We start from the raw sequence: 24,765 nt of genomic DNA, 5'->3' as shown, positions 1-24,765 counted from the left end.
TTCATGTCCACCGAGACCGCCGTCGTCGAGGCGTCGCAAGGCACGTTGGGCCATGGCGTCTGCGGCTTCGACGCCGCCTCTGACAACCCGCCCGCCGATGATGGCGTCTCCGAGGAGCGGAAGCATTCCGGCCACGCTGAGCGCGGCGTTCGTGGTGTCGCCTTCCGACCCGAACCACACTGCGTTCATGGCGTCCGGGACAGCACCGAGAACGGGGATCATCCCGGCGAAGTCGAGTGCGGTGTGGCCGGCGCCGATGATGCCGGCGGGTCGGATGTTGGCTTCGAAGAATCGGCGGGCTTGGGGTGCGGTGGCGGCGGCTTGGTCGAGGGCGTGGGCGGTGAGGTCGCCGGCGGCCGATACGGCGGCCCGGGCAGCGGCGAGCAGGTCGATGGCTTTTCGGCGGAGCGCGTCGGCTTGGCTGGCGAGGGTGGCGGCGTTTCCGGTGGCGGTGGTGAGCTGGTCGAGGCGGGCGCCGATGGCGATGCGGTCGCGGACGCTGCCGTTGCCGGTGTCCGGCAGCGGGGGTGGTCCGGCGGGTTGTCCGGCGGTCAGGGCGGCGACGAGGGTCTTGTACTGCAGGTAGAGGGTGGTGGCGGTGCGTGCCGTGTCGCGGGCGGCGGGCATACCGGTCAGGAATCCTTCGAGGGCGACGGCTGCGGCGATGAACCCGTCGGCGGCGGCGAGCCAGCGTCCTGGTTCGACGGAGATGGTGTCGGTGAACCGGGTGGACGCGTCGCCGCGCCAGCTGGTGACCTCGACGCGGCCCAGCGACCCGGCGGCTTGTTCCAGGACCGTGGCGTGCTCTCGCAGAGTCAGGGCGACCTCGGCCAGGCCGGCGGTGTCACACGGGACCAGCACCTCCGGTGCCGCCCCGGACGCCAACGCCTGCTCCAACCCCGGAGACTCCACACTCACCCGATCGCCGCCGGTCCGACGAAGTCGTCACGCACCGGCGAGATCGCCGGCAGCTCCGAAACCGACAGCAGACGCTGGTAGTCACCTCGGCTGGTGTCCTCGTTCTCCAGGTATGCCTCGGCGCACACCTCCAGTCGGCGGGCCATCGTCTCGCTGTCTCCGACGAGATGGGACAGTCCGTTGTCCCACCTGGCGCAGAAGTCGTGCAGCGCGACGAACAGCCCGTCGTGACCCACCACGCTGGCGATCGAAGGCAGGTCTTCGATGGTGGCGTCCTGAGCGGACTCGGTGATCGCCCGAACTGAGTCAGCCGCGCTGATCAGCTCGTCGGTCACCACGGCATATGTCAGGGCCGATCCCTCGTTGACAAACACAAGACGAGTGAACCAAACGCACGATTATCGAGCCGAAAGTTATCCACACCCGACGGTGGTCCGGTCGGGTGCGTGGGCATCCACGTCGGGAACAATGACCAGGTGCCCCCTGTGCCTTCAGCGCCCGTCTCCGCGGCCCCGGCCACACCGACGGACCCCGTTTGCGGTCTAACCAGCGCCGAGGTTGCCGAGCGCACCAGTCGCGGTGACGTCAACGCCACCACACAGGCATCTTCTCGCCCGCTCTGGACCATCATCCGCACCAACGTGTTCACCCGGTTCAACGCGATCCTCGGCGTCCTCTTCGTCCTGGTGTTGATCACCGGCTCGTGGGCGGACGGCCTCTTCGGCGTGATCCTCGTGGTCAACTCCGGGATCGGCATCGTGCAGGAGTACCTCGCGAAGCGCAAGCTCGACCACCTCGCCTTGCTCAACCAGCCGACCACCCGGGTCGTTCGGGGCGGTGAGCTGAGCGAAATCACCACGCCACAGGTCGTGTTGGGCGACCTGGTCGAGCTGCGAGCCGGGGACCAGGTGCCCGCGGACGGACACCTCCACGACGTCGACGGCCTCGAGGTAGACGAGTCGAACCTCACCGGTGAGTCAGACGCCATCGCCAAGGACTCCGGCGACGTGGTGCGGTCCGGTACGACAGTGGTGGCCGGCCGGGCGCGGTTCGTCACCGAGGCGGTCGGCCCGAACTCATACGCGAACATCATTGCGGCGCAAGCCAAGACGTTTACCCGCACCCGCTCCGAAATCCAGGACTCGGTCAACCGGCTCCTGGGGTGGATCACCTGGATCATCGTTTTGGCCTTGCCGCTGCAGATCTGGTCGCAGGTCCAGGTCTACGGCGCCGACGACTGGCGCACGGTCATCGTCAGGTCGAGCGGCGGCCTCGTCGGCCTCGTGCCGGAAGGTCTGGTCCTGCTCACTTCGGTCGCCTTTCTGTTGGCCGCCGTCACGCTGTCGCGCCAACAGGTCCTCGTGCAGGAGCTCCCCGCCGTCGAGGGGCTGGCCCGCGTAGATGTCGTATGCGTCGACAAGACCGGGACGCTTACCGTCGGGGAGATCGCCTACCAGGACGCATACCCGCTCGGGGACCAACCCCCCAGCAAAGACGAGGTGGAGGACGCGCTCGGTGCGATCGCCGACGATCCAAACGCCAACGGCACCCTGAAAGCGCTCGCCGCCGCTCTGCCTGCTCCGGACGGCTGGGGGCGCCAGGACACGATTGCCTTCAACTCCAGTAGGAAGTGGAGCGCGGCATCCTTCGCCGCGCGCGGCAGCTACGTCCTCGGCGCACCCGAGGTTCTCCTCGCCGCTGATGACCCGGTGCGGGATCAGGTCACTGAGATGGCCCAGACCGGTGCGCGCGTCGTCCTCCTCATGCACACGGACGCGGCCCTTGCCGGTCAGCAGCTGCCAGACGGTGTGAGCCCCCTCGCCCTGGTGGCCTTGACCGAACAGGTCCGGCCCGACGCCAAAGAGACGCTCGACTTCTTCGCGTCGCAGGGCGTCGACGTCAAGATCATCTCGGGCGACAACCCCGAGACGGTCGGTGCGATCGCACGCCGGGTCGGTCTGGACCTCCCTCCCGAGCGCATCGTGGATGCGCGCACGATGGGAACCGATGTAGAGGAGCTTCGCGAGATCGTTCGCCGGACAACGGTGTTCGGTCGCGTCAACCCCGACCAGAAGCGTGCGCTCGTTCAGGCGTTGCAACGCGACGGTCATGTCGTCGCCATGACAGGTGACGGGGTCAACGACGCCCTGGCCATCAAGGACGCCGATATCGGTGTGGCGATGAACAACGGTGCCCAGGCCACCAAGGCCGTCGCGCAGCTGGTTCTGCTGGACGGGAAGTTCTCTCATCTGCCGTCCGTGTTGGCCGAGGGTCGTCGCGTCATCAACAACGTCGAGCGGGTGGCCAACCTCTTCTTGGCCAAGAACGTCATGAGCCTGATTGCCATCATTACCGCTGCGGGCGCATCGCTGCCCTTCCCGTTTCTGCCACGCCACCTGACCTTGGTGTCCGCCGTGACCATCGGCATACCGGCGTTCTTCCTCGCACTGGGGCCGAACACTCGCCGCTACACCCCGGGCTTCCTCCGCCGGGTGCTGCGCTTCGCCGTCCCAGCCGGCGTGGTGTCCGGCGTCGTCGTGATCGCCTCCTACCTGCTGGCACACGCCGTCTTCGACACCCCGAGCGCGGCGCAGTGTGCGGGCGCTGTCCAAGGAACGGTGTCCCAGGCGACGTCTGAAGCCTGTTGGGCGCCGTCGACTGCGGCGAGCATCTCGCTGCTCATCGCGGCGTTCTGGATCCTGATCGTCCTGGCCCGGCCGTTCGCCCCGTGGAAGCTCGCACTGGTCGGCGGCTGCATCCTCATCGCAGTAGCCGCGTTCACGATTCCGTTGGCGCAGAGCTTCTTCCAGTACGCCGCGTCGGCCGGGCTGGTCTGGCAGTCCTTGGCGGTTGGCGCTGTCGGCGCTGTCGCGATCGAGGTGATCTATCGCCTGCAGCCGGAGATGCACCACGGCCCTGCTGAGGTTGTGCCCAGAATCGCTCACACCGCAACGCAACCAGAGCGTCCGGCGTCGGCTCGCGATTATCCACAACCGCCACCGGGACGGCTCAGCCGCTGACCTCGTCCAGGTGTTGGAGGAGCTGGTGCGCGGCGAGCTCGACCTCCTTGTGCCGCCACTCCGACGCTCGGTAGACGCAAGCGATCAGCCCGCTGCGGTGCACGCGGGTGAGGTCGCCGTAGACGAACGCATACCGTGCCTTGGTCTCGTCGTTCGCGTCGTCGGTCAGACCGAGGTGCCACGCGGCGTACTCGTCCCAGGAGTGGTTGTCGAGATAGCCGTTCTGCACGTCCACGTCGGGTTGGACTTCGCCCCAGTCACTCTCGAGGATGTAGCGCTTCTTGTCGATGAGGTCACGGGCATGGGCGACTGCTGTGGTGTTGACCGTGTAGGAAGCCATCGACCTATCTTGGCAATCCGGTCGACCTGACGCACCCCCTGCCGCCGCGCGTGTGACACTGGCGTAATGCACCGGTTCTCGGCGTCCACGGAGTCGCAGGCGGTCGTGGCCGCGGACCGACGAGCCGTCTGGGGGGCGCTGACCGACCCTGTGGTCCTGCCGAAGCTGACCCCCTTGCTCACTCGGATCGAGACCAACGGTGAGCTGTGGCGTTGGGAGATGTCCCGGATCAACCTGCTCGGCATCGTGGTCAACCCCACATTCACCGAGCGGATGACGTTCCGGGAGGGCGAACGGATCGACTACACGCACGAGCCGCCGATGGGAAGCAAGGAGTGGGCGGGCGCGGAGGGCTGGTACGAGCTGCGCGACACCCGCGGCGGCACCCGACTCTCGATCTCGCTCACCCTCTCGGTCGACCTGCCGCTCGCACGTTTTTCGGCTCCCGCTGTGTCAACGGCGATGCGCACCGCGATGGCGGTGACCGGATCCCGGTTCGCCGGCAACCTCGAGCAGCACCTCGAGGTCACCAAGAGGGACCCGACCTGACCGAGCTCCACCGGCACGGCGCGTTTACCCTGAGTCCGTGCTCACCTGGCTAACGGCGGTCGTCCTCGTCGCCGCGGCGGCCCTGGGCGTGCTGGCGGGGGTGTACGCCTCGCGCGGCCGCGTCGTGGACGACCGGCTCCTGCTGGTGTTCGCGGTGCTCGAGATCACGCTCGTGGTGCAGGTGGTCGTCGGACTCGTGCAGGCACTTTCACGGTCCGACGGCTTCGAGAAACCGGTGTTCCTCGCCTACTTGTTCACCCTCCCGCTCGTCCCTCCTTTTGTCACCTTCCTCGCGCTGAAGGAGAAAACCCGGTCGTCGATGGCCGTCGTCGCCGGATCCGCGCTCGTCGTGGGCGTGTTCATGGCCCGGCTCACGCAGATGTGGAGCTTCGGTGGCTGAGCAGGAGACCCGACCGCCCAACCGCGGCCTCGGGATCGTCCTGGTGGCGGTCTACGCCTTGTTCGCGCTCGCCGCGACGGGCCGAGCTGCCTACCAGATCATCGCCGACTTCCCGAAGGCGCCGATGGCGTACCTACTGTCGGCGTTGGCCGCCGTCATCTACATCATCGCGACGGTGGCGCTCGCCCGCGGTGACCGCACGTCGACCCAGGTAGCCCGCGTCGCGATCAGCGTCGAGCTGGTGGGGGTCCTGGTTGTCGGGACCGTCTCCTACCTGGTGCCGTCGGAGTTCCCGGACAAGACCGTCTGGTCGCACTTCGGCTCGGGATATGGCTACGTCCCGCTGCTGCTGCCCATCCTGGGTCTGCTCTGGTTGAGGCATCGTGCCCGACGCGCGACCACCCCGGCCTGAGGCCCCTTTCCCGGTCCGCGAGTGGTCAAAGCGGCGCGTGAGTCATATGGTGCCAATGTCCACAGCGTCCCGCCTCGCCGGGGCCCGCCTTCCTGGGGAGCAGAGATGGCAGCACTGACACCAATCACCGTCAACCGCAGGCGCTTTCTGGGCCTCGGGGCAGGCGCCGTCGGCGCCGGACTGCTCACCGCCTGTGGTGGCAACACCGGCCGCGAACCGTCCACGTCCTCGTCCGGATCCACTGGGGGAGGCTCGGCGCTCTCGCAGTGGTACCACCAGTACGGCGAGCAGGGCACACAGCAGGCGGTGGAGGGGTATGCCAAGGCCTACCCGGGCGCCAACGTCACCGTCCAGTGGAACCCCGGTGACTACGACAAGAAGGTCGCATCGGCGCTGCTGACCAGCAGCGGCCCGGACATCTTCGAGAACGGCAACGGACCCTCGATCGACATGATCCAGGCTGGCCAGGTCGTCGACATGACCGGCATCCTCGGCAGTGCCGAGTCGGACTTCACTCCGTCCCTGGTGTCTCGGATGACCTACAAAGGCAAGCTGTATGCCGTCCCCCAGGTCACCGACATGCAGCTCATGGTGTATCGCAAGAGCCTGCTGGCCGCCGCCGGCATCCAACCGCCCACGACGGTCGACGAGCTGCTCGCCGCAGCCAAGAAGCTGACCACGGACAAGGTCAAGGGTCTGTTCGCCGGAAACGACGGGGGCGTCGGTGTGCTCGGTGGCCCGATGCTCTGGGGGGCCGGTCTCGACTACCTCAACGAGGACCAGACCGCTTTCGGTTTCGACGGCGACGGCGCCGTGGAGGGGTTCGCCAAGCTGCGGACGCTGTTCACCAGCGGGTCGCTCCTGCTCGGCGCTCCCGCTGACTGGTCCGACCCGTCGGCGTTCACCCAGGGACTCTGCGCCATGCAGTGGACCGGGCTGTGGACGCTGCCGGTTATCGAGAAGGCCTTTCCCGGCGACTACGGCGTCATGGCCTGGCCCGCCCTGGGTGGCAGCGGCAAGGCGTCGGTGCCGGTGGGGGCATACGGCTCTTCGGTCAGTGCCAAGAGCAAGAACGTCGACGCGGCCAAGAGCTTCGTCAAGTGGCTATGGGTCGACCAGACTGCCAAGCAGCTGGACTTCGCGCAGTCCTACGGGTTCCACATCCCGGCCCGGAAGACTGTCGCTGCGCAGGCCGACAAGCTCAAGGTCGCACCGGCCTCCGATGCGGTGAAGTTCGTCAACGAGAACGGGCATGCCCAGACGCCGTTGCTCTGGAGCCCCAAGTGCGCCACCGCGTTCTCGGACGGTCTCACCCGGATCGTCAAGGACGGCGCCGATCCCGCTGGTGAGATCGCGACGATGAAGTCGACGGTGGACGCCGAGCTCAAGCGCCTCAACGGCTGACCGGACCGCCCTCGGTGCAGACCTGGCAGGGGCGGCTCCTCGGCAACCAGAACCGCAACCTGTGGTTCTGGGTGTTCGTCGGCCCGTTCTTCCTTGGGCTGCTGATCTTTGTCTACATCCCGATTCTCTGGAGTATCTGGCTCAGCTTCTACGATGCGCGGAACACCGTCACCCCAACGGTTTTCGTCGGTTTCGGCAACTATGCCGACATGCTTTCCGATCCGGCGTTCCGCTCCAGCATGCTGACGTTCATCGTCTTTGCGGCGTTCATCGTGCCGACCACGTTCGTCCTGTCCCTCGGGCTGGCGCTACTGGTGAACCGGGCGAGGTGGTTCCAGCCGTTCTTCCGGTCGGTGTACTTCCTTCCGACCGCGTGCTCCTACGTCGTCGCCGCACTCGTGTGGAAGATGTCGATCTTCTCGGGTGTGCGGTTCGGGCTCGCCAACACGGTGCTCGGATGGTTCAGCATCGAGTCGGTCCCGTGGCTGTCGATCACCCAGCCACCCTGGTACTGGCTCGTGATCGTCACCGTGCGGCTCTGGTTGCAGATCGGGTTCTACATGATTCTGTTCCTCGCTGCGCTACAACGGATCTCACCGACCCTGTATGAGGCTGCGGCCATCGACGGTGCCGTCGGCTTGAAGGTGCTCAGATACATCACGGTCCCTCAGCTCGCGACGACCTCGAGCGCCGTCATCCTGCTGCTGCTCATCAACGCGTTCCAGGCGTTCGACGAGTTCTACAACTTGCTCTCCTCCACCGGCCAGTACCCTCCGTACGCCCGCCCTCCTCTCGTCTACCTCTACTACACGGCCCTCGGCCAGGGGCAGGACTTCGGACATGGCAGCGCGGGCGCGGTCATCCTCACCCTCGTCATCGCGCTCGTCGCGCTGGTGCAGGGACGGTTCTTCCGCTTCGGCAGGGAGGGCTGAGATGGCGATTCAGCGGACTCCGGCACAGAAGGCCGGCAGCGGGCTGCGCTACGTGGTGCTCATCGTCGGCACAGTCCTGTTCCTCATCCCCTTCTACCTGCTGCTGCGCAACGGCCTCTCCACGGAGACAGACATCACGTCGCCCGACTGGAAGCTGTTCCCCACAGCGCTGCAATGGGGAAACATCAGCGAGCTCTTCTCTGACCCATCGGTTCCCATGGCGCGCTCTTTGCTCAACAGTGCCGTGATCGCCGTGACACAGACGGTGCTCGTTCTCGTCGTCAGCGCGATGGCCGGCTACGGACTGGCCAGGATTCCCTACAGATGGTCCAACGTCGTCCTCTACTCGGTGGTGGCCACGCTGCTCATCCCGGCGGCTGTCACCTTCGTCCCGAGCTTCGTGCTGGTCTCGACCCTCGGTTGGGTCAGCACCCTGCGTGGGCTGATCGTCCCTGGCCTCTTCCAAGCCTTCGCCACGTTCCTGTTCCGGCAGTACTTCCTCGGTTTCCCGAAGGAGATCGAGGACGCCGCACGCATCGACGGGTTGGGTTACTTGGGGACGTTCTGGAGGGTGGTGATGCCGAACTCGCTCGGTTTCGTTGCCGCCATCGGCACCATCACCTTCATCGGCAGCTGGAACGCGTTCCTCTGGCCGCTCGTGATCGGGCAGGACCAGAGCTCCTGGACGGTCCAGATCGCGCTGTCGACCTTCCTCACCCAGCAGACGAGCAACCTGCACCAGCTCTTCATCGCAGCGGTGATTTCTATCCTGCCCCTCGTCGTCATGTTCGTCTTCCTGCAGCGCTGGATCGTCGAGGGCGTAGAGCGGTCGGGTATCAACGAGTAGCCTGCTGACTTCGGCGAACGAGTGAGGGGCGGGCGAGAGCGTGGTCAGGGCATACGACCCCATCGCGGCCCGACGCGCACCGGGCGACCCACCCTTCGACGTCCTGCTCGCCGGCACGGTCTTCCTCGATATCGTGTTCACCGGCCTGCCCGAGGTGCCCCGCGCCGGGACCGAGGTGTGGGCCGAAGGGATGGGGTCGTGCCCCGGCGGCATCGCCAACCTGGCCACGGCCTCCAGCCGGCTCGGACTCTGCACGTCACTGGCGGCCGCGTTCGGTGATGACGACTACGGCGACTTCTGTTGGCGCACACTGGAGGAGCAGGAGGGGGTCGACCTCAGCCGCAGCCGCCGGTTCGAGAACTGGCACTCGCCGGTCACCGTGTCGATGTCGGTCGGGCGGGACCGGAGCATGGTCACCCACGGACATCCGTCGCCCGTCCCGATGAACGAGCTGGTCGGTCACCCGCCCCGCACTCGCTCTGTCCTGGTCGACCTTGCCGAGACGATGCGGGTTGACGACGAGGTGCGCTGGGTGGAGCTGGCTCGCAGGGACGGGGCGCTCGTCTTCGGTGACGTCGGTTGGGATGCCACCGGGGCCTGGGCTCCCGAGCTTCTCGACCGGCTCGAGCACTGTCACGCGTTCCTGCCCAATGCCGACGAGGCGATGGCCTACACGCGCACTGAGACCCCGCAGGATGCCTTGTACGCGCTCGCCGACCTCGTGCCGCTTGCCGTCGTCACCAACGGCGCCCAGGGCGCACTCGCCATCGACAGCACCTCGGGTGACGAGGCCAGCGTGCCCGCGCTGCGGGTGCCTGCTCTGGACCCGACGGGCGCCGGTGACGTCTTCGCTGCAGCGCTGGTCGTCGGGACGCTTGCCGGATGGAGGCTGGTCGACCGGCTCTCGTTCGCAACGCTGTGCTCGGCGCTCGCCGTCCAACAGTTCGGAGGGTCGCTCGCCGCTCCCGGCTGGGGTGACGTTGCCGACTGGTGGCGCGCCGTGTGCACCGACACGGATCCCTCCTCCTACCACGGGTCGCTACGCCGGCGGTATGCGTTCTTGGACGACATCGTTCCGTCTGTCCCGCCGAGTGCCACGCGCCGCGCCGCCGCGACGATCGCGCGACGGGCCGACGTCCCCGAGCACTGACCTCGGGTGCTTTCCGTGCTGTTGGCGCGGGGATCGGGCGGGCGTGGCGCTGATCACCCTGGGCTGGATCGTCATCCCGGCGCAGGCGTACCTGCGCGCACCCGATCCCACGACGTCACCGCTGGCCAGCACCACCCCCCCGTCGGCCCAGGGCCTCGGCGAGGGCGACCGTTCGTCGGGCCTGCCGGAGTACCGCCTCGTCGACGAACCGGCCGTCCGGGAGGGCGATGGCCCCGTCACCCCCGACGCCCTTCGCCGCGGTGAGGAGCCCTCGGGCTCGCGCGACCTCATCGCCTGACGGAGTGAACGCCTGACGGATCACCGGTAGCTGACGGGGGTGGATCGCGGTGCGACCCAGGAAGCCGAGCAGCCGACCCTGCTCGCAGGAGCGCCTCAGGCCGTCGGCGTCACGGGTGTCCGGGAAGACCGACATCACCGGGGGAGACAGTCCAGCGGCGGCCGCTGCGGAGACAACCCGTCCACGCGAGTAGGCGAGTCCCTCGTCGCCGCGAACCCCCAGGTCTGCTCGCAGGTCAGCCTCACCGAGGCCGATGCTCGTGACGAGGGGATGAGCCGAAGCCAGGTCGAACGCGCGCTCGACACCGAGCGCAGACTCGACGAGCAGATGCAGCGGGCGGTCGGGGAGTGAGTCAGCAAGCTGAGAAACTATGTGCGGCAGAGCGCATTTGGGAATCCGGACCCCGACCTCGACCGGTGTCGACCTGAGTGCCTCCACGTCCGCGTCGCACCATGACGAGCCCGCCTGGTTGATGCGCACCTGGAGCGGGCGACCGGCACGGGTGGCTGCTCCCGCGGCGTCCATCGCCAGCGCCCGAGCCCGAGATTTGTTCGCGGGCGGCACCGCGTCCTCGAGGTCGAGGATGACGCAGTCCGCATCGGAGTCGAGGGCCTTGTGAACGCGTTCGGGCTGGTCGGCTGGGACGTAGAGCAAGGTCAGCAGGGGGCGCTCAGGTCTGCTTGTCATCGCCGACACCTCCGATCTGTCCGGCGTCGTCCAAGGCCGCGATTTCGGTGGCGGAGAAGCCGAGCTCGCGTAGCACGGCAAAGGTGTCAGAACCGGGTTCGCGACCAGCCCACCGCGTCGGCGCATCCCCCTGGGACAGTCGAAACAACGCGCCTTGCATGGCCAGGTCGCCGAGGTCGTCGTCGACCACGTGGCGGACCGTCCCTAGCGCCGCGAACTGTGGGTCCTGCACGATGTCCTGCGCCGTGTAGATCGGCGCGACGGCGGCCTCGGCCCGTTCGAACTCGTCGAGAACCTCGTCCCGGGTATGAGAGGCCACCCAGCCGCCGACGGCGGTGTCGAGCTCGTCGGCGTGTTCCGCGCGGGTGCGACCCGCAGCGAACCAGGGCTCGTCGACGAGCTCACCGCGACCGACGAGGCGCACCACCCGCTCGGCGATGCTCTGCGAGCTCGTGGAGACGGCGACCCAGTGGCCGTCGACGGTGCGGTAGGTGTTCCGGGGGGCGTTGTTGCTGGACCGGTTACCGAGCCTCGGCTGCAGCGTCCGCAGCTGGTCCCAGCGGGAGATCTGTGGGCCGAGCATCGCCATAATCGGCTCAACGATCGCCAGGTCTACCACCTGGCCATGGCCGGTTCGGTCGCGCTGGTGGACTGCGGTCATGATGGCAAAAGCAGCTGCGAGAGAAGCAAGTCCGTCAGCCAACCCGAACGGTGGCAAGGTCGGTGGCCCGTCGGGCTCGCCCGTGCTGGCGGCGAAACCGCTCATCGCCTCGGCCAGGGTGCCGAACCCGGGGCGGCGGCGGTAGGGGCCGACCTGGCCGAATCCCGTGACTCGGGCCAGCACCAGCCCGGGGTTGTCTTCGGCAAGGGTCTCGTATGACAGCCCCCACCGTTCCAGCGTCCCCGGTCGGAAGTTCTCGATCACGACGTCGGCGGCAGATGCCAGTCTCCGGAACGCCTCGGCGCCACCCGGTGACGACAGGTCCAGCTGCACCGTGCGTTTGTTGCGACCCAGTGTCTTGGACCAGAGGTTGTGGCCGTCCTTCTCCGGACCGTGGCCGCGGGCCGGGTCAGGACGCCGCGGATGCTCGACCTTGACGACCGAAGCTCCCAGGTCGCCGAGATGCATGGCCGTCATCGGGCCGGCAAAGAGCGTCGAGGCGTCGACGACCGTGAGGTCGCCCAAGGCCCAGTCCGTGGTCACGAGCTACCGCTTCCGGCCACCAGGTCCCAGGCGACCCTGAAGCCGACCGTTGTCGCCCGCGCAAGGTGCTGTCCGGGGACCAGGTACTTCGCCGTGTACTCCGGTGGCTGCAGGCCGCCCTCGAAGTACCAGGCGGACCCCTCGCACCGGTGGTCGGCGCCCCCCTTGAGCATCACGAACCGCGTTCTGCCGTCGCTGTGCTCGCTTTCCGTGAGGTTCCAGACGGCCGGACCGAGACGACGGAACGCGGGTAGGGCGGCGGCGAGCTGCCACTCGTCCTCGGTGGGGAGCCGGGCACCGAGCCACGCGGCGTAAGCGCGGGCGTCTTCGAGGTCAACGCCGGTGGCTGGCCGGTCGACGTCCCAGCTGGTCTCGTGAGCCGACCCACCTGCCGCCTCGAGGTAGCGGGCAAACTCCGCGACGCTCACCTCTGCCGCTGCGACCGCGACGGGATGAGAGACGACGACCTGCCGCTCGAGTGTGCGCAGATCGTGCAGCCGCGGTGAGAGGGGCTTCCACTCGTCGACGAAGGGCGCTCCGGCATACATTCCGGTCTCGCGGTTGCGGAAGCGCACGGTCAGCGCATGCTCGCCGGCTCGGACGACGACGTGCGGAACCGTGGGAACGCCGGTGCTCGCCGTCGCGGGGACACGTCGTGCGACGCGATGCTGGAAGGCGCTCGAGTGCGGTTCCGCCTCGATCTGGGTGAGCCAGGAGGAGTCCCGACCGGGAGGTGGCTCCCACAGGCCGCCGATCCCGTTCGCCGGAACCAGCACCTCGGCAAGTCCGTCCACGACCTCGAGGCGACGGCCGGTCCAGACGTCGTAGACATCGCCGTTCCCCAGCACGGCGACAGGAATGACCGCGTCGGCGTCGCTGCGGTTGACCAGCGCGACCAGCCGTTCGGCCTCGGCTGCGAACTCTGAACCGAAAACGCCCCGAGCAGAGGCGGCTTCGCCCAAATCCACGAGGGGTGTCCATTCGCCATCGATGAGTAGGAGGTGTAGCGCGCGCTGGGCCGGGCCCATCCGGCTGACCATGTGGGCGTCCCGGTCGTTCCACCCGACCCAGACGCCGAACACCACCTCCCACACCATCACGCCGACCCCGTTGAGCCAGGCGGACTGCAGCTCGACGGCATGGTCACGGTGCCAGCGGCGGACATGGTGCATCAAATGTCGCCGCTCTATGACATGCGACCGCACGACACCGGGCACGGGCGAGTCGGCAAACCACTGGGCCCAGGACAACGGATGGTCGGCGAGCCGGGGGAGGGACAGGGTCGACTCGCCCTCGACCGCGACTCCAGCTCGATAGAAAGCCAGCTCGGCCAACAGGCCGCCGCCGCCTTCCTTGAGCGTGTCGAGAAAGACGCCGTCGACGTCGAGATCCCGGACAAGGGTGGCGAGCTGGGTGGCATCGTCGCCACCGACGTCAGCGGTGGGCCGCCGCGTCCCGACGTCCCAGGGGTTGTAGTCGACGAAGACCCGCACCCCGAGGGCGTGCAGCTCCGCGACCAGTGTGCTCAGCCCCTCGACGTCGCGGTAGAAGTCCCACTGGTTGCGGTCGTCGAGGCCGATCACCGGGTATGCGTGCCAGAGCACGATCCCGTCGAATCCGCCGAACCGGTCCCGCGCGTCAGCGACCAGTCGCTCGGGCGTGAAGCAGCCGCGATTCCAGTCGTAGAGCAGCTCGTCCCAAAGCCAGACCTGGCTGACGACGTAGCAGCGCGACGCCCAGGCAAGGTCGGGGCGCCGGTAGATCGCGTCGTCGAGTCTGTGGCGTTCGGACACGTCCGAACGCCAGCGGGTGAGACGCTCACGCCACACCGGCCACAACGTGGGGTCGTCAGGGGCGGCGATGATCTTTGCGCTGTCCAGCGCGGACAGATCGGCGCCCGGTTCGAGGGGGACACTGGTGGGCAGGTCGAGGGGTCTCGGTCGCAGCGGGTCGAAATCGTCACTCATCGGCCGGCCCGTAGGAGGTTCGCACGTGCTTGTCCACCTCGGCCGACGTCGGCACCGAGTCCTGAGCGCCCCGCCGCTGGACGGCGAGCGAGGCCGCGGCAGAGGCGCGTTGGAGAGCGCGCAGGTGGGTCAGCCCCTGAGCCAGCCCGGCGGCATAGACACCGCAAAAGGTGTCACCGGCGCCGACGGTGTCGACCGCCTCGACCCGAGGAGCAGGAACAACCAGCTCGGTTCCGTCACGCCCGAGCAGGCGTGCGCCACGTGCGCCGAGGGTGACGAGCAGCTGGGGGACTCGGCTCGCAAGGATCTCGATGGCCTGGTCGAGGTCCGAGACTCCTGCTAGGTCGATCGCCTCGTGCTCGTTCACGACGAGGACGTCGACCTCATCCAAGAGCCCGTCCTCCAACGGCGCCGATGGTGCGGCGTTGAGGACAAAGGGCACGCCGCTTCCTCGGCCTCGCGCGGCTGCGAGGACTACTGACTGGGGCACCTCGAGCTGGGCGAGGACCACGTCGGCGGTCGCGATGACTTCCCGATCGAGGTCCGAGAGCACGAACGCTGCATTGGCACCCGCCGCCACCACGATGGTGTTCTCGGCCGCGGAGTCGATGGTGATCAAAGCGACACCGGTCGGTTGGTCATCGAGCCGCTGCACGCGCCCGACGTCGATCCTGTCGCCGATCAGGGCCTGCACCAGTGCCTCCCCGTCGGCATCGCGTCCGACCGCACCCACCATCGAGACCTGGGCACCGCCGGCCCGGGATGCGCCGACCGCCTGGTTCGCGCCTTTGCCGCCCTGGCTGCGGTGGAACGACCGGGCCATCAACGTCTCACCCGGACGCGGCAGCCGCGTGGTGCGTACGGCCAGGTCCATGTTGACGGAGCCGACGACGACGACGTGGCCGCTCATCGGCGAGCGTTCGATGTGGCACGGGCGCTGGACTCGCGAACGACCAACACCGGTTCCACGCGCTCGACACGCGGGGGGGTGGTGGGAGCCTCCAGCCTCTCCAGGAGCAGCCGTGCCGCGATCCGTCCGCGCTCCCGGGCGCCGAGCGACACGCTGGTCAGCGATGGGCTGAATACGCGGGCGAACTGCGTGTCGTCGATCCCCACCACCCCGAGCTGACCAGGAATGCGCAGGCCGGCGCTCAACGCCGCCCGCATCACGCCGAAGGCGAGCAGGTCGTTGGCAGCGATTACGGCGTCCGGCCGACGTCCTGAACCGCGGGTCTGAAGCTCGGCCCAGGCCTTCTCACCCGCTCCGACGCTGAAGTCCGACGCCTCGACCATGCCGTATGCGCTCGACTGACCCTCGGACAGGGCTGCGGCACAGGCCTGTTCGTAGCCGTCGCGGCGCGCTCGACCTGGTGCGGTGTCGGTGGGTCCATTGACGAAGGCGATCCGACGACGTCCGGTCTGACGCAGGTGCTCATGGGCGATGACGACGCCCTGGCGGGAGTCGGTCCGGACCGTGTCCAGCGGTGTCCCCTCACCGACGTCACCCACGACCACCACGGGAACGGGCGCGTCGACGAGCGCTTGGACCAGCTCGGGGGAGCGGCGCAGTGGGCTGATCACCAGCGCGTCGGCATACCCGCGCGAAAGGCTCGCCACCAGGGCGACGAGGTCTCCGAGGTCGTGCCCCGTGGAAGCGACGAGCAGCCGAGCCCCCGAGCCGGACATCCCCTCCTCGACGCCCTGCAACATCTCGGTATAGACCGGGTTGCCCACGTCGTCGACGGCGAACGCCACCTGCAGGGTCGAGCCCAGCTTGAGGGCACGTCCGCGGGAGTCGGGCAGATAGCCGAGATCTGCGACGGCCGCGCGGACGCGGTCCTCCGTGTCCGACCTCGCCGACTTGCCGTTGAGCACGCGTGACACGGAGGCGATCGACACTCCGGCTCGGTCAGCGACCTCGACGACGGTCGGACGGCGGGTCATCACGGACGGACCCGCTCGGCGGCCGCACAGGTCCGGTGAGCCAGCTCGTCGAAGCTCAGTCCACCCGCGTCCGGGATGGAGGTGGTGAGCCCACCGCGCAGGGGATCGGACCACCGGGGGTGGATTGCCCGTGCGCCGGTGATGGCACCAGTCACCGACCCGACAGTCGCACCGCTGGAGTCGGTGTCCCAGCCGCCCATCACAGTGAGGCAGATCGACCGGTCGAAGTCACCCTGCCCGGCCTGCAGGGCGAAGGCGACGAGGGCGGTGTTGTTGAGGCTGTGCACCCAGTGCATCCCGGTGAACTCGGCTTCCAGGGCGGCGTAGGCGTCGGTGGGGTCGGAGGCCGACCTGCCGAGTTCGCGACCCAGCGCGATCGCGGCGGCCATGCGGCTCCCCGCGGGGACGACCGATGCGCCGACGTCGAGGACGGTGTCGACAGCGCTGCCGCGAACCGCTTCCGACGCCATCGCCGCGACGAACATCGCGCCATACAGACCGTTGCGCGTGTGGCTGACCGAGGCATCGCGCCAAGCCCACTCGGCGGCGCGGGTCGGGTTCCCGGGGTTGACCCAACCGTAGAGGTCGGTACGGATCTGGGCGCCGATCCACTCCCGGAACGGGTTGCGGACGCGCGCCGTGGCGGGTGGGGTCACACCCTCCAGCAAGTTCCGGTATGCCACCCGCTCGGCCGTGAAGGTGCGACCCGCTGGCAGGTCGAGCAGCCACATCCGGGCGACGTCGTCCGCAGTGAACTCGGCGCCGTGCTGCTCGACCAGCCGCAAGGCCAGGATCGTGTAGTTGAGGTCGTCGTCCTCCGGCGTGCCGTCGAGGTTCTCCTCGAGGCTGGTCGGGCGGCTTGCCTTGTTCCACGGCCAACGCTGCGAAACAGCGGGATCGAGACCGACGCCCGTGAACCACCGGTCAAGCGGCCAGCGCCCGGTGTTGCGCAGGATGGCCTCGATACCCTCGCGTGGGATCTTCTCGACCGGCTTGCCGAGGACGCACCCCACCGTCCGCCCGACCCAGGCTCCGCGGATCCGGTCGGCGTAGTCGTCGCCCGGCTCGGCGTAGACGTCCCCCGGCCGTGAGCCTTCGGCGCTCGGTTGCTGCGCCTCGATCGTCGCCTGGATATCGATCCAGTCGCTCGGTTCGCGTTCGACACCGGTCTCGGGGAGCGCGTCGAGCTCGCCGATCAGTATCGTCGCCAGGTCGCGGAGAGCGGGCGACACCACCTCGGGCGAGGCGCCGACGTAGGGCGGATCGGACGTGCCGCCCGCATCAACCCACCGGTGGTGTTGTTGCGAGACGTCCCGGCCTTCGCGCGCGGACTGCCAAAGCTCGTGCCGGACGAGGTCTTCCGGCTGGACCCAGGTGACGCGCATCGAGGAGGTCACCGGCCTCCCACCGTGGCACCGCTCAGTGTGGCCACCGCCTCGCTTCGTCGCTGCCAGGCGGCCTCGTCCGAGGTGAAGATCTCCTGTGCTACGTCGGCCATCGTCACCCCGGTGGAGCGCAGGTCCAGGCGAGAGTTGGTCCCCACCGTCTCGACCCACTCCACTGGAACGGAGGCCTCGCCTCCGAGGGCACCCGCAACAGCGCCCCCCATGGTGGCGATCGAGTCGGAGTCGCGGCCGTAGTTGGTGGCGGCGAGGACCGTCTTCCGGACGTCCCCTCCGGTCACCACGAGCAGTCCCAGAGCGACCGGAACCTCCTCGATCGAGCGAAGTCGACTCGGTCGACGCGAGTCCTGGTCCGGTTCACGGTAGGTCTCGCCGACCGAGTCGAACGGTCGGACTGCATTGCGCATCAACGGGATCGCCTTCCGCCAGTCCTGTCCTGGACGGGCGGCAGACACGCACGCTTCGACTGCGGATCGGGTGCCGTCGCGCGCCAGTCGGAGAGCCGCTGCGACGACCGAGTCGACAGTGGCATCCGGTGCCATCGCGGCCGCCACCGCAGCGGCGAACACGGCAGCGGCCTCGCGTCCGTAGCTGGACTGGTGCGCACCGGCGATCTCGACCGCTTCGGCGTAGGCACCGTCCGGGTCGGCAGCATTGGCGATCCCCACCGGGGCCATGTACATCGCTGCGCCGCAGTTGACGACGTTGCCGACTCCTGCTTCCCTCGGGTCGACATGCCCGTAGTGGAGCCGGGTCACCAGCCACTTCTCTGCGAGGAAGACGCGCAGCAGCGGAACGGTCTCCTTCTCCAGCTCGGGGATCCAGGTGACCTGCGTCATCATCAGCGGCACCAGGTCGTCGGCCATGTCGAAGGCCGTCAGATGCCGCCGGTTCTTGGCGTAGACGGACACGAGCAGGTTGGTCATCAAGGTGTCGTCGGTGACGTGCCCTTCGCCCTTGTGGTACGGGGACATCGGCTTGGCCGTGCGCCAGTCGGGCATGAAATAGTCCACGACCCCGTCAACGTATCCGCCGTAGCGGTGGAGGATCTCCTCGGCGCTCCGACCTTCCGTCGCGCCACCGATCGCATCCCCGACGGCGGCCCCCATCAGGGAGCCGACCGCCTTGTCCTGCAACGTGTTCATCACCACTCGTTTCGCGACGTGCGCGGTCAGGAGCTGATCTTCTTCCAGCCGTCCGTCAGTCGCTGCTGCAGGGCTGCCGAGTCGATCTTGCCAGCCAGGAACTCCTGGAACGCGGGGGTGGCGGTCTCGGACTTCCACTGCGGAAACTTGGTGGCCTTGTTCCACGGCGGGTCGACCAGGGAGGACGCCGAGCCGAGAATCGCGTCCCAGCCGTGCTTGCTCCCCAGGTCGGTCTTGACGATGGCGGCTGCCGAGGTGGACACGGGGATAAGCGCGTCACCCTCGGCGATCTTGGCGAGGTTCTCGGCCTTCATGAAGTACGCGATGAACTTCATCGCCTCGGCGGGGTGTTTGCTCTGCTTGGCGACGCTGAGGGTCTGCGGGTTGGCCGCCTGGTTCTGGTTCGTACCCTTCAGCAGCGGCAGCATGGTCCAGTTGAAGCCTTGCGGGGCCTTCGCCTCGATCTGCGCCTCGACGTAGTTGCCGGCCATGACCAGGCCGTACTTCCCGCCGAAGAACCCGGGGAGCACGTCCGTGCCGGACAGCGAGATCGAGTTGGGCGCCATGGTCTTGGCGTCGATCATCGCCTTCACACGGTTGGGGACTTCCAGCTCTTTGCTGGTGACGCTGATGTCCGGCTTGGTGTCGTCCCCGGAGAAGTAGGTGCCGTCGAAGGCCAGACCACTCGACATCAATCCGGCCGTCGGGGACTTCAGCCCCCACGCGAACCCGTAGACGTCGCCGCCGGTCGTCAGCTTTTTGGCGTTGGTCGCGAGGTCGTCCCACGTCCAGGGTGTGTCGGCGGTTGGGGGCGTGATGCCCGCCTTGCTCATCGACTCGGTGTTCGCGAAGAGGTTGTAGACCTGGGCGATCGTCGGGACACCGGTGATCTTGCCGCCGTAGGTGACGGACTTCCATACCGACGCAGGGACGTCGGACTTGAGCTCCGCTGGGATCAACGGCGTCAGGTCGGCGAGGAAGCCCTGACTGCTGAAGCCTGCGATGTCCGCGGACTCGTCGTGGATGATGTCCGGCGCCTGATTGCCCGCGAACTGGGTGACGAGCTTGTCGTGGACGGAGTTCGGGTCGACCTTCTGGTAGTCGATGTGGATGTCGGGGTTGGCCGAGTTCCACGAGTCGACGATTTTCTGGGTCGCCTTGACGGTCAGGTCCTGGAACGCATAGCTGGAGAAGGTCAGCGACACCTTCTCGCCCGGCGCGGCCGTCTGCGGCGCGTCGCCGGACGACGGGCTGCTGCTGCCGCTGATGCAGCCGGAGGTCATGAGGACCGTCGCGGCGATGGTGGCGACGGACACGGTGGCGAGTCGACGCTTCACGGTGTTTCCCTTCGGGGGTGAGGTTCTGGCGGATCGGTGGGAGGGGAGAGTCAGCCCTTGACCGAGCCGGACAACATGCCCGACACGAGCTTGCGCTGGATGATGGCGAAGATGAAGAGGCTGGGAAGGGTGGTGATCAGAGCCGTCGCTGCCAGCGGTCCGAGGTTGACCGAGCCCTCGGCTCCGACGTAGCGCGCGAGCAGAAGCGGAGCGGTCTGCAGACCGGGGTCCTGGATGATGACCAGGGCGAAGAAGAACTCGTTCCACGCGGAGATGAACGCGAACATCGACGTCGCCACCAGCCCGGGGACGAGCAGCGGGAAGATGATCCGGACCAGGATGTCGAACCGGTTCGCCCCGTCCGTCGAGGCGGCCTCCTCCAGGTCGCGGGGGATCGCGGCGACATAGCCCTGCAGCATCCACAGCGTGAAGGGCAGCGCCCACACGACGTAGACGATGACCAGACCCGGGAGAGTGTTGATGAGCCCGAGGTTCTTCAGCACGATGAACACGGGGATGACGATGAGGATGAACGGGAAGACCTGGCTCACCAGGATCCACCCGATTGCGACGTTTCGCACCGTGTTGCGGTAGCGCGCGATCGCGTATGCCGCCGGCAACGCGATCAAGGTCGTGATCACGGCAGTGGCCACGGCCACCACCAACGAGTTCCGTAGCGCGCTGGGCAGCTGGGTCTGCTGCAGCGCGACCCGGAAGTTGTCGAGCGTCCAGTCCGTCGGCAGCACCGTGGGCGCCAGTTTGGTCAGCTCGAAGGGCGACTTGAATGCGGTCGAGAAAAGCCAGAGCAGCGGGAACCCGAGGAAGACGACGTAGAGGAACAGGGCGGCATACTGGCTGACCCGCGTAGCGGGTTTGGTACGCATCACACCGCCTCGCGCAGCTGGCGCCACAGGTACGCGCCCATGATCGCCATGATCACGACGACCATCGCGTTGCCGAGGGCGGCGGCATACCCGAACTCACCGTTGCCGAACGCCCGTTGGTAGGCGAACAGCATAGGGAGCTGGGTGCGGCCACCGGGACCGCCCTCCGTCAGCACGTAGACCAGACCGAACGAGTTGAAGTTCCAGACGAAGTCGAGCGAGCTGATTGCGACCGCGATCGGTCGAAGGGCCGGCCAGGTGACGGTCACGAAACGTTGCCAGGCGTTCGCACCGTCGAGGGCCGCCGCCTCGTGCAGCTCGAACGGGGTGTTCTGCAGCCCCGCCAGCAGGGTGATCGTGGTCTGGGGCATGCCCGCCCACACACCGACGACGATGACGGCAGGCAGGGCCAGCTCGAAGCTCCCGAGCCAGTTGACGTTGGTGTCGATGATGCCGACGGCCTTGAGGGCGGCGTTGAGGATGCCGGCGTCCGGCAGGTAGATCAGCTTCCAGAGGATGGCAACGATGACCGACGGCATCGCCCACGGGACGAGTGCGAGTGGACGCACAAGCCACTGGAACCGCAGGCCGGCGTTGAGCAGCATGGCCAGGCCGAGCGCCAGCAGGAACTGCAGGATCGTGACCGAGAAAGCCCAGATCAGCCCGATCTTGAACGAGTTCCAGAACAGGTCGTCATGAAGCAGCCGGACGTAGTTCTCGAGACCGGTCGCGTGATAAGTGACCTGATAGCCGGCCTGGGCGTCGGTGAAGCCGAGCCAGATCCCGTTGGCCAGCGGGTAGACGCTGAAGATGACCACCGGTAGGAGGCTCGGTAGCAACAGGAACCACATGGCCCGTTGGTTGGCGCGGGTCCGCTTTCCCCTTGTCGGCGCAGGCTTACGCGGCGGCGCGGGGGCATCCGTGACGGCAGTCATGCGACCCTCCATCGACGACATTCTCGCGGGGGGAGTATGTCTGTAAACGTTTACAGGCTGACCTTGACGAGTTTGCCCTCAGCGCCGACGCGGTGTCAAGGACTGGGTGGTAACGACTCAGCGACGCTCGAGCAGGAACAGCGGGATGAGTCGCTGCGTGCGGACCTGGTACTCCGCGTACGGGGGAAATGCCTCCACCGCGCGTACCCACCAGTCGAACCGCTCCTTGCCCTCGAGCTCACGAGCTCGGGCGGGGAACGTCTCGGTGCCGGCCATGACCTCGATGTCGGGGTCGACGAGAAGGTTGTAGTACCACTGTGGCTGTTGGGGTGCACCGCCCTTGCTCGCGACGGCGATGAACTGGCCGTCGTGTTCGACGCGCATCAGCGGGACCTTGCGGACCGCGCCCGTCTTCGCACCATGCATGGTCAGCAGGATGACCGGCAGGTCCTGGATGTGCACCACGCTGGTGTCGCCGGCGGCCTCGATCTGCTCGACCTGCTCGCGCACCCAGTCGGAGGTGCTCGGGACGTAGTCACCCTCGGTCGTCATGACTCGATCCAACCATCCTGAGTTTCCCTGGCCGCCGTCCAGGGGCTGTGGACAAGTTCAGAGCCGTCGGCGCGGGAGAGGGCAGGGTGGTCCGCCATGACCTTCGAGGACCTGCCCAAGGACTGGGCCACACGACCCCTGACCGACCCCGAGATCACCGCCGACGTACTCGACCTGGTGATCCGCGACAGTGACCGCCGCGTCGGTTCGATCGGGGTCTTGATCTGCGGGCCCAGTGGGCGGCTCGTCCAGCCGGTCGTCATACCCGTCCCCCCAGGCGGCGTACCGCCCGGTGAGCACCGGCGCGTGTTGGACGTGGTGTGTCAGGGGGTCCTCGCTGGTCTCGGGAACGGCTGCCGTGGTGGTGTGCTCGTCGCGATCGCTCGGCTGTCCCACCCGTTCGTCACCGGCGAGGATCGCGAGTGGCGTGACGCGGCGCAGCGCAGCTGCGACGAGCACGGCGTCGACCTGCTCGGGACGTGGCTCGTCACCCGCACCGTGATCCTGGCGGTGGACCGTGGGGAGGGGCGGTTGCAGTCTGGTCGCGTGTCGGCGTGACGGTCAGAGGGCGACGCTTGCAAGTGGGGCAATCGGCCAGTCCGGTGCGGCGTCGGCGGGTCGGGCCGCCTCGTACCAGGCCGCGGCGCGAAGCACACCGATGTCGTCGAACCGGCGTCCCGCGATCTGGATACCAACCGTGCGACCGTCGCGGGTGAAACCGCAGTTCACCGTGGCCGCGGGTTGACCCGTCATGTTGTAGGGCGCCGTGAAGCCGATATGCGCCATCCCGAGATCCGGGGTGTCCAGTCCGCCGAAGGGCATCGGCCAGTCAGCCGGGAACGCGGCAACCGGGGCGACAGGAGACAGAACAATGTCGTAGGGGAGGGTGGCCCTGACCGTGGTGCGCTGAAGCTCGAGAATGGTCTGGTAGCAAGCAAGTACGCGCGTTCCTGAGATCTGTGCGGCAGGGTGGATCCAGCGTCGGATGAAGGGCAGCACGCGGTCGCGGCCATCCTGGTCGAGGGCGACGAAGTCGTTCCAGGAGCGGACTCTCCAGAAGGTGTCGAGATCCTCGATCATGCCGGGTCGCAGGAAGGGTTCGACAGTCTCGACCTGCGCACCGGCGGACTCGAAGAGCTCACCCGCGCGAGCGACAAGGGTCGCCACCTCCGGGTCGACCCTCATACCGACACCGGCGTCCAGATGCAGACCCACACGTAGCCCGTGCGGTTGCCTGAGCACCTCGTCGGTCCAGGGAAGATCCTCTGCCGGCGACGCGGTCCAGTCCCGCTCGTCAGGCCGAGCGATCACCGACATGAGCGTCGCGACGTCGCCAACCGTTCGGGTGATGGGTCCGGCGACTCGGCCGAGGTAGGGGTTGTCGAGGGCCACGCGCCCGGCGCTCGGCTTGAGTGTGGCGAGACCCAGCCAGGTACCCGGCAGCCGGATCGACCCTCCGATATCGGTGCCGACATGCAGCGGCGCGTAGCCAGCCGCACACGCGGCGCCGGCGCCGGACGAGGATCCGCCGGTCGTCCAGTCTGGGTTCCAGGGACTGCGGGTGACGCCGTGCAGGCTCGAGACGCCGGACGAGAGCATTCCCCAGTCGGGCATGACCGTCGATCCGAGGACAACGCCGCCCGCCTCGGAGATGCGCTCGGCGACGGGTGAGCTCCGGGTCGGAACCTGCGGGGTGACGCCGGCGCAGCCCAGCGGCATAGGGATGCCCGCTCGGGCGAGGTTCTCCTTGATCGTGACCGGGACTCCGTCGATGGGTCCAGCCGGTTTGCCTTGATGCCAACGGTTCTCGCTGGCGAGCGCTTCGTTCCTCGCGCCTGCGTCCGAACGAACCCAGAGCGCGTTGAGAACGGGCTCGTGGTCATCGACGACCTGGAGCGCGGCGTCGAGCACCTCGACGGGCGACAGCTCCCGAGCGCGGTAGAGGTCGACGAGCTGGGCGGCGCTGAGACAGGCGATCTCGTATGTGTCCCGCAAGCTGCCCTCCGTCTGCCGGTATGTGTGCGCTCGCCACTCTAGGCAGGTCGCCACACCGTCGGCTCGGGTCAGCCAGTCTCCGAAATCCTGTAGGGGGCGCCGACCTCGGCGTCGCGAGTGTCAACCGCGCCCTCGCGACCCGATCGCCCTCATACCTGCCATCGTACATCTGTTCGATCACGCGGGTTCGTTGGTCAACAACCCCACCGCCAAGGCCCGGTAACCCGGATGACGGGCTGGTCACGATCGATCAGGGCAGGGCACCGCGGACGCCTGGAGGGGGACGGCATACGACATGCTGGTCTGGCGCACCGAAGCGTCCTGAGGACATCCACGGAGGAGACATCGTGAGGTTCACCCGCTCAGCCCGGTTGGCGACCGCGGTCGCGGCGACCTCCCTCGTGCTGGTTGCCTGTTCGGCCGGCTCTTCCACCACGCCGTC

Annotated in this window: 24 protein-coding genes; 9 read left to right on the top strand and 15 right to left on the bottom strand. The window is 67.7% G+C overall.

The window, feature by feature from the left end; all coding sequences use genetic code 11:
• Positions 1–918: putative T7SS-secreted protein (locus tag ABI385_RS06915; RefSeq protein WP_348103013.1), on the bottom strand; the 918-nt coding region annotated here is incomplete at its 3' end.
• Positions 915–1,292 (bottom strand): hypothetical protein, encoded by a 378-nt coding sequence (locus tag ABI385_RS06910; RefSeq protein ID WP_348103012.1) that lies wholly within the window; start codon positions 1,290–1,292, stop codon positions 915–917. The genes ABI385_RS06915 and ABI385_RS06910, both read right to left, overlap by 4 nt.
• Positions 1,293–1,403: 111 nt before the next feature.
• Between ABI385_RS06910 and ABI385_RS06905 the strand changes: the two genes are divergently transcribed.
• Positions 1,404–3,938, top strand: a complete 2,535-nt coding sequence (locus ABI385_RS06905) for an HAD-IC family P-type ATPase (protein WP_348103011.1) — start codon at positions 1,404–1,406, stop codon at positions 3,936–3,938.
• Here the strand turns inward: ABI385_RS06905 and ABI385_RS06900 are convergent.
• The gene (locus ABI385_RS06900) at positions 3,928–4,278 is read right to left on the bottom strand and encodes a hypothetical protein (RefSeq protein WP_348103010.1); all 351 of its coding nucleotides are present in this window, start codon (positions 4,276–4,278) and stop codon (positions 3,928–3,930) included. The genes ABI385_RS06905 and ABI385_RS06900 overlap by 11 nt on opposite strands.
• A gap of 66 nt (positions 4,279–4,344) precedes the next feature.
• On the opposite strand from ABI385_RS06900, the gene ABI385_RS06895 reads away from it, so the two are divergent.
• The 7 genes from ABI385_RS06895 (at position 4,345) to ABI385_RS06865 (ending at position 9,972) form a co-directional block, all read left to right on the top strand.
• The gene (locus ABI385_RS06895; protein WP_348103009.1) at positions 4,345–4,827 is read left to right on the top strand and encodes an SRPBCC family protein; all 483 of its coding nucleotides are present in this window, start codon (positions 4,345–4,347) and stop codon (positions 4,825–4,827) included.
• Positions 4,828–4,864: 37 nt separating this feature from the next.
• On the top strand, positions 4,865–5,227 hold the full coding sequence (locus ABI385_RS06890) for a hypothetical protein (RefSeq protein WP_348103008.1): 363 nt from the start codon (positions 4,865–4,867) through the stop codon (positions 5,225–5,227).
• Positions 5,220–5,639 carry a hypothetical protein gene (locus tag ABI385_RS06885; protein ID WP_348103007.1) on the top strand — a complete coding sequence of 140 codons (420 nt, stop codon included), beginning with the start codon at positions 5,220–5,222 and terminating at the stop codon, positions 5,637–5,639. Before ABI385_RS06890 ends, ABI385_RS06885 begins: the two co-directional genes overlap by 8 nt.
• A 105-nt stretch (positions 5,640–5,744) precedes the next feature.
• Complete coding sequence (locus ABI385_RS06880) at positions 5,745–7,043, top strand: sugar ABC transporter substrate-binding protein (RefSeq protein ID WP_348103006.1); 1,299 nt, start codon at positions 5,745–5,747, stop codon at positions 7,041–7,043.
• 14 nt (positions 7,044–7,057) lie between these two features.
• The gene (locus ABI385_RS06875; RefSeq protein ID WP_348103005.1) at positions 7,058–7,975 is read left to right on the top strand and encodes a sugar ABC transporter permease; all 918 of its coding nucleotides are present in this window, start codon (positions 7,058–7,060) and stop codon (positions 7,973–7,975) included.
• 1 nt (position 7,976) lies between these two features.
• On the top strand, positions 7,977–8,822 hold the full coding sequence (locus tag ABI385_RS06870; RefSeq protein ID WP_348103004.1) for a carbohydrate ABC transporter permease: 846 nt from the start codon (positions 7,977–7,979) through the stop codon (positions 8,820–8,822).
• A gap of 40 nt (positions 8,823–8,862) precedes the next feature.
• Positions 8,863–9,972, top strand: a complete 1,110-nt coding sequence (locus ABI385_RS06865) for a PfkB family carbohydrate kinase (protein ID WP_348103003.1) — start codon at positions 8,863–8,865, stop codon at positions 9,970–9,972.
• A 115-nt stretch (positions 9,973–10,087) separates the two neighbouring features.
• On the opposite strand, the gene ABI385_RS06860 is transcribed toward ABI385_RS06865, so the two are convergent.
• The 11 genes from ABI385_RS06860 to ABI385_RS06810 form a co-directional block, all read right to left on the bottom strand.
• The gene (locus ABI385_RS06860) at positions 10,088–10,957 is read right to left on the bottom strand and encodes a CoA ester lyase (RefSeq protein WP_348103002.1); all 870 of its coding nucleotides are present in this window, start codon (positions 10,955–10,957) and stop codon (positions 10,088–10,090) included.
• On the bottom strand, positions 10,941–12,161 hold the full coding sequence (locus ABI385_RS06855; RefSeq protein ID WP_348103001.1) for a CoA transferase: 1,221 nt from the start codon (positions 12,159–12,161) through the stop codon (positions 10,941–10,943). Before ABI385_RS06855 ends, ABI385_RS06860 begins: the two co-directional genes overlap by 17 nt.
• Complete coding sequence (locus tag ABI385_RS06850) at positions 12,158–14,128, bottom strand: SUMF1/EgtB/PvdO family nonheme iron enzyme (RefSeq protein ID WP_348103000.1); 1,971 nt, start codon at positions 14,126–14,128, stop codon at positions 12,158–12,160. The genes ABI385_RS06855 and ABI385_RS06850 overlap by 4 nt, the downstream gene beginning before the upstream one ends.
• Complete coding sequence (locus tag ABI385_RS06845) at positions 14,121–15,038, bottom strand: ribokinase (RefSeq protein WP_348102999.1); 918 nt, start codon at positions 15,036–15,038, stop codon at positions 14,121–14,123. Before ABI385_RS06845 ends, ABI385_RS06850 begins: the two co-directional genes overlap by 8 nt.
• A complete protein-coding gene (locus tag ABI385_RS06840; protein WP_348102998.1) occupies positions 15,035–16,072 on the bottom strand; it encodes a LacI family DNA-binding transcriptional regulator in 1,038 nt (345 codons plus the stop codon). The genes ABI385_RS06845 and ABI385_RS06840 overlap by 4 nt, the downstream gene beginning before the upstream one ends.
• Entirely contained in the window at positions 16,072–17,469 is a 1,398-nt protein-coding gene (locus tag ABI385_RS06835; RefSeq protein WP_348102997.1) for an ADP-ribosylglycohydrolase family protein, read from the bottom strand. The genes ABI385_RS06840 and ABI385_RS06835 overlap by 1 nt, the downstream gene beginning before the upstream one ends.
• Entirely contained in the window at positions 17,466–18,620 is a 1,155-nt protein-coding gene (locus ABI385_RS06830; RefSeq protein ID WP_348102996.1) for an ADP-ribosylglycohydrolase family protein, read from the bottom strand. Before ABI385_RS06830 ends, ABI385_RS06835 begins: the two co-directional genes overlap by 4 nt.
• A gap of 26 nt (positions 18,621–18,646) precedes the next feature.
• Positions 18,647–19,957: a sugar ABC transporter substrate-binding protein gene (locus ABI385_RS06825; protein WP_348102995.1), complete on the bottom strand. Its 1,311-nt coding sequence runs from the start codon at positions 19,955–19,957 to the stop codon at positions 18,647–18,649.
• A gap of 50 nt (positions 19,958–20,007) precedes the next feature.
• Positions 20,008–20,841: a carbohydrate ABC transporter permease gene (locus ABI385_RS06820; RefSeq protein WP_348102994.1), complete on the bottom strand. Its 834-nt coding sequence runs from the start codon at positions 20,839–20,841 to the stop codon at positions 20,008–20,010.
• On the bottom strand, positions 20,841–21,776 hold the full coding sequence (locus ABI385_RS06815) for a sugar ABC transporter permease (protein ID WP_348102993.1): 936 nt from the start codon (positions 21,774–21,776) through the stop codon (positions 20,841–20,843). The genes ABI385_RS06820 and ABI385_RS06815 overlap by 1 nt, the downstream gene beginning before the upstream one ends.
• A gap of 117 nt (positions 21,777–21,893) precedes the next feature.
• Complete coding sequence (locus tag ABI385_RS06810) at positions 21,894–22,328, bottom strand: nitroreductase family deazaflavin-dependent oxidoreductase (RefSeq protein WP_348102992.1); 435 nt, start codon at positions 22,326–22,328, stop codon at positions 21,894–21,896.
• A gap of 96 nt (positions 22,329–22,424) precedes the next feature.
• Here ABI385_RS06810 and ABI385_RS06805 point away from each other — a divergent pair, with 96 nt between their 5' ends.
• Entirely contained in the window at positions 22,425–22,886 is a 462-nt protein-coding gene (locus ABI385_RS06805) for a hypothetical protein (RefSeq protein ID WP_348102991.1), read from the top strand.
• A 3-nt stretch (positions 22,887–22,889) separates the two neighbouring features.
• On the opposite strand, the gene ABI385_RS06800 is transcribed toward ABI385_RS06805, so the two are convergent.
• Positions 22,890–24,323 (bottom strand): amidase, encoded by a 1,434-nt coding sequence (locus ABI385_RS06800; RefSeq protein ID WP_348102990.1) that lies wholly within the window; start codon positions 24,321–24,323, stop codon positions 22,890–22,892.
• Positions 24,324–24,765: the final 442 nt, after the last annotated feature.

The sequence above is a fragment of the Lapillicoccus sp. genome (assembly GCF_039935575.1).
Classification (GTDB): Bacteria; Actinomycetota; Actinomycetes; order Actinomycetales; family Dermatophilaceae; genus Lapillicoccus.
Note: the sequence above shows the minus strand (reverse complement) of the source record. Positions and strands in the feature narration are given on the sequence as shown.

Excerpts from the sequence above, each read along its gene's own strand:
- ABI385_RS06900 (WP_348103010.1), bottom strand. The coding sequence starts at position 4,278 with ATGGCTTCCTACACGGTCAACACCACAGCAGTCGCCCATGCCCGTGAC.
- ABI385_RS06895 (WP_348103009.1), top strand. The coding sequence starts at position 4,345 with ATGCACCGGTTCTCGGCGTCCACGGAGTCGCAGGCGGTCGTGGCCGCG.
- ABI385_RS06880 (WP_348103006.1), top strand. The coding sequence starts at position 5,745 with ATGGCAGCACTGACACCAATCACCGTCAACCGCAGGCGCTTTCTGGGC.
- ABI385_RS06870 (WP_348103004.1), top strand. The coding sequence starts at position 7,977 with ATGGCGATTCAGCGGACTCCGGCACAGAAGGCCGGCAGCGGGCTGCGC.
- ABI385_RS06860 (WP_348103002.1), bottom strand. The coding sequence starts at position 10,957 with ATGACAAGCAGACCTGAGCGCCCCCTGCTGACCTTGCTCTACGTCCCA.
- ABI385_RS06850 (WP_348103000.1), bottom strand. The coding sequence starts at position 14,128 with ATGAGTGACGATTTCGACCCGCTGCGACCGAGACCCCTCGACCTGCCC.
- ABI385_RS06845 (WP_348102999.1), bottom strand. The coding sequence starts at position 15,038 with ATGAGCGGCCACGTCGTCGTCGTCGGCTCCGTCAACATGGACCTGGCC.
- ABI385_RS06840 (WP_348102998.1), bottom strand. The coding sequence starts at position 16,072 with ATGACCCGCCGTCCGACCGTCGTCGAGGTCGCTGACCGAGCCGGAGTG.
- ABI385_RS06830 (WP_348102996.1), bottom strand. The coding sequence starts at position 18,620 with ATGAACACGTTGCAGGACAAGGCGGTCGGCTCCCTGATGGGGGCCGCC.
- ABI385_RS06820 (WP_348102994.1), bottom strand. The coding sequence starts at position 20,841 with ATGCGTACCAAACCCGCTACGCGGGTCAGCCAGTATGCCGCCCTGTTC.
- ABI385_RS06815 (WP_348102993.1), bottom strand. The coding sequence starts at position 21,776 with ATGACTGCCGTCACGGATGCCCCCGCGCCGCCGCGTAAGCCTGCGCCG.
- ABI385_RS06810 (WP_348102992.1), bottom strand. The coding sequence starts at position 22,328 with ATGACGACCGAGGGTGACTACGTCCCGAGCACCTCCGACTGGGTGCGC.
- ABI385_RS06805 (WP_348102991.1), top strand. The coding sequence starts at position 22,425 with ATGACCTTCGAGGACCTGCCCAAGGACTGGGCCACACGACCCCTGACC.